At 71.3% G+C, this 2,682-nt stretch carries 2 protein-coding genes; both read right to left on the minus strand.

Annotated features, from left to right (window positions below; translation table 11 throughout):
• Positions 1 to 216: 216 nt before the first annotated feature.
• A complete protein-coding gene (locus tag D180_RS09155) occupies positions 217 to 798 on the minus strand; it encodes an LON peptidase substrate-binding domain-containing protein (RefSeq protein ID WP_017912557.1) in 582 nt (193 codons plus the stop codon).
• Positions 799 to 826: 28 nt separating this feature from the next.
• Positions 827 to 2,266 carry a UDP-N-acetylmuramate:L-alanyl-gamma-D-glutamyl-meso-diaminopimelate ligase gene (gene mpl / locus D180_RS09160; RefSeq protein WP_017912558.1) on the minus strand — a complete coding sequence of 480 codons (1,440 nt, stop codon included), beginning with the start codon at positions 2,264 to 2,266 and terminating at the stop codon, positions 827 to 829.
• Positions 2,267 to 2,682: the final 416 nt, after the last annotated feature.

Consider the following 2,682-nt stretch of genomic DNA (forward strand, 5'->3'; position numbering starts at 1 on the left):
GGCCGGGCGCGGCCGCCGATCGCTGCCAAGCGTGGCCCGCGCCTGCTAGCGGCGCGCTGAATGCCGGCTGCGGCGCGCGCGTGGGCGGCCTCGGGCGTGAACCATTCGAGAACCGCGCGCGGCGATCGTGGCTGATGATGGCGCAGAGCCGCACGGATATTGGCCGCTGTGCTCCACGTCAAGCCAGGACGGCGACACCGCCCTCGCCTGCCTCGCTCAGGGAATCCAGGCCAGCAACTGGTCCAGTCGCGCGTGCGGGTCGTCTTCCTGCAGCAGCGACAGGCGCTGGCGCTCGTCCAGCGGCAGCAGTTCGGCCATGCGCCAGCCGACCCAGGCGGCCTGGTCGAGCTGGCGCGGGCCGGCCAGCGGATACACCGCGGCGGCCTGGTCGAGAATGCTGTCGAGCACGGTCGCCAACAGCGCATGCTGCGGACGCAGTTCGTCGTCGCCATCGGCATCGCGCCATTCCACGTCGCCGACCACCAGGCCGTTGTCGCGGACCCGGCTGCGCAGCACGTGGAAGCGCCGCGCGCCGCGCAGGCTCAGCACCAGCACGCCATCGGCGCCGACATCGAAATCGACGATGCGGGCCTCGGTGCCGAACGCCGCCGGCACCGCCGGGGCGCCGGTCTCGCTGCCGTCCAGGATCAGGCAGACGCCGAAGCCGCTGTCAGTGCGCCCGCATTCGCGGACCAGGTCCAGGTAGCGGCGCTCGAACACCCGTAGCTTGATCGAGGCGCCGGGCAGCAGCACCGCGTGCAGCGGGAACAGCGGCAGCGTGGTCCGCTGCGCGCTCACGCGCCGGCTCCGCCGTAGGCGGCGAACCTCATTGAAGCGCCGCTAGGAAGCGCCGCGGTGCGCCGTCGAAGCCGCCATTGGACATGAACACCACATGGTCGCCCGCGCGCGCCTGTGCCTGCAGCGCGGCCAGCAGGGCGTCCACGTCGGGCGCCGCGCAGGCCTCGCCGCGCACCGCGGCGATCACCTTGCCCGCATCCCAGGCCAGCTCCGGCCGCTGCAGGAACACCACCGCGTCGGCGGCCTCCAGCGACGGCGCCAGCGCCTGGGCATGCGCGCCCAGCCGCATCGAATTGCTGCGCGGCTCCATCGCCACCACGATGCGCGCGGCACCGACCTTGGCGCGCAGGCCTTCGAGCGTGGTGCGGATAGCGGTGGGATGGTGGGCGAAGTCGTCGTACACGGTGATGCCCTGCGCCTGGCCGAGCACTTCCAGGCGCCGCTTGACGCTGCGGAAGCGCGCCAGCGCCGGCATCACCTGCGCCGGCGCCACGCCCACCGCATGGGCGGCGGCCAGCGCGGCCAGCGCGTTCATCACGTTGTGGCGGCCGAGCAGCGGCCAGTCCACCTCGCCCAGTTCGCGGCCCTGGTGCAGCACCGCGAAGCGGCTGCCGTCGGCGGCGATCAGGCGCGCGCTCCAGTCGAAGCCGGGATCGAAGCCGAAGCGCTCCACCGGGGTCCAGCAGCCCATCGCCAGCACCTCGCGCAGGTGCGCGTCCTCGCCGTTGACGATCAGCCGCCCGCGGCGCGGCACGGTCCGCACCAGATGGTGGAACTGGCGCTGGATCGCGGCGACGTCGGGGAAGATGTCGGCGTGGTCGTATTCGAGGTTGTTGAGGATCGCCACCAGCGGCCGGTAGTGCACGAACTTGCTGCGCTTGTCGAAGAACGCGGTGTCGTACTCGTCGGCCTCGACCACAAACAGCGGGCGGCCCGCCAGGGCCGGCCCCTGATGTCCTTCTCCCTCCGGGAGAAGGTGGCGCGCAGCGCCGGATGAGGGTTCGGCGACCGGCAACCCCAGCCGCGCGGACACGCCGAAATCCTCGGCCACTCCGCCGATCAGAAAGCCCGGTTCGCGCCCCGCCGCCTGCAGCAACCAGGTCAGGATGCTGGTGGTGGTGGTCTTGCCGTGGGTGCCGGCCACCGCCAGGGTGTCGCGCCCCGGCAGCACCTGCTCGCTCAGCCATTGCGCCCCGGAGGTGTAGGCGCGCCCGGCGTCGAGCACCGCCTCCACCGCCGCGTTGCCGCGCGACAGCGCGTTGCCGACGATCACCTGGTCGCAGTCCGCGGCGATGTGCTCGGGCAGGTAGCCCTGCTTCAGCGCGATGCCCAGGTGTTCCAGCTGTGTGGACATCGGCGGGTAGATCGCCTGGTCGCTGCCCTCGACCGCATGGCCGAGTTCGCGCGCCAGCGCGGCGACACCGCCCATGAACGTACCGGCGATGCCGAGAATATGGATCTTGCTCATGGCCGGATTGTCGCCGATCCCCCGGCGCACGCAAACCGGCGCAGGTGCGGCCGTTGGCCGTGGCAGGCAGACCGCGGGACCGATCCGGGGCAATCGTGGCGCGGCGCCGTCAAGTAGGGAATCCCCCACATCCGCTGAGGAAAGTCCCCGATAGGCAAGTCGGGAGCCGACGCCGAGAATGAACGGGCCAGCCTCGACACCCTGTGGTTCTACTCCCCAAGAGACCATCCCCAAGGGAGCTCATGTCGTGGGGCTCTGAGCAAGCCCGTTCGCTGGCACCTTCTTTCCCCGATCCCGGCCCTCCATTGGCAGGCGGGATGCGCGCCCACGGTGGCCACTCGCTGTGCGCAGCGCAGCAGGACATGTCCTTACGTCGCTTTAGCGCCGCAGATACCGTCTTACCCCCTAGCAGGCAA

It is taken from the genome of Xanthomonas sp. SHU 166 (genome assembly GCF_000364685.1).
Lineage (GTDB): Bacteria > Pseudomonadota > Gammaproteobacteria > Xanthomonadales > Xanthomonadaceae > Xanthomonas_A > Xanthomonas_A sontii.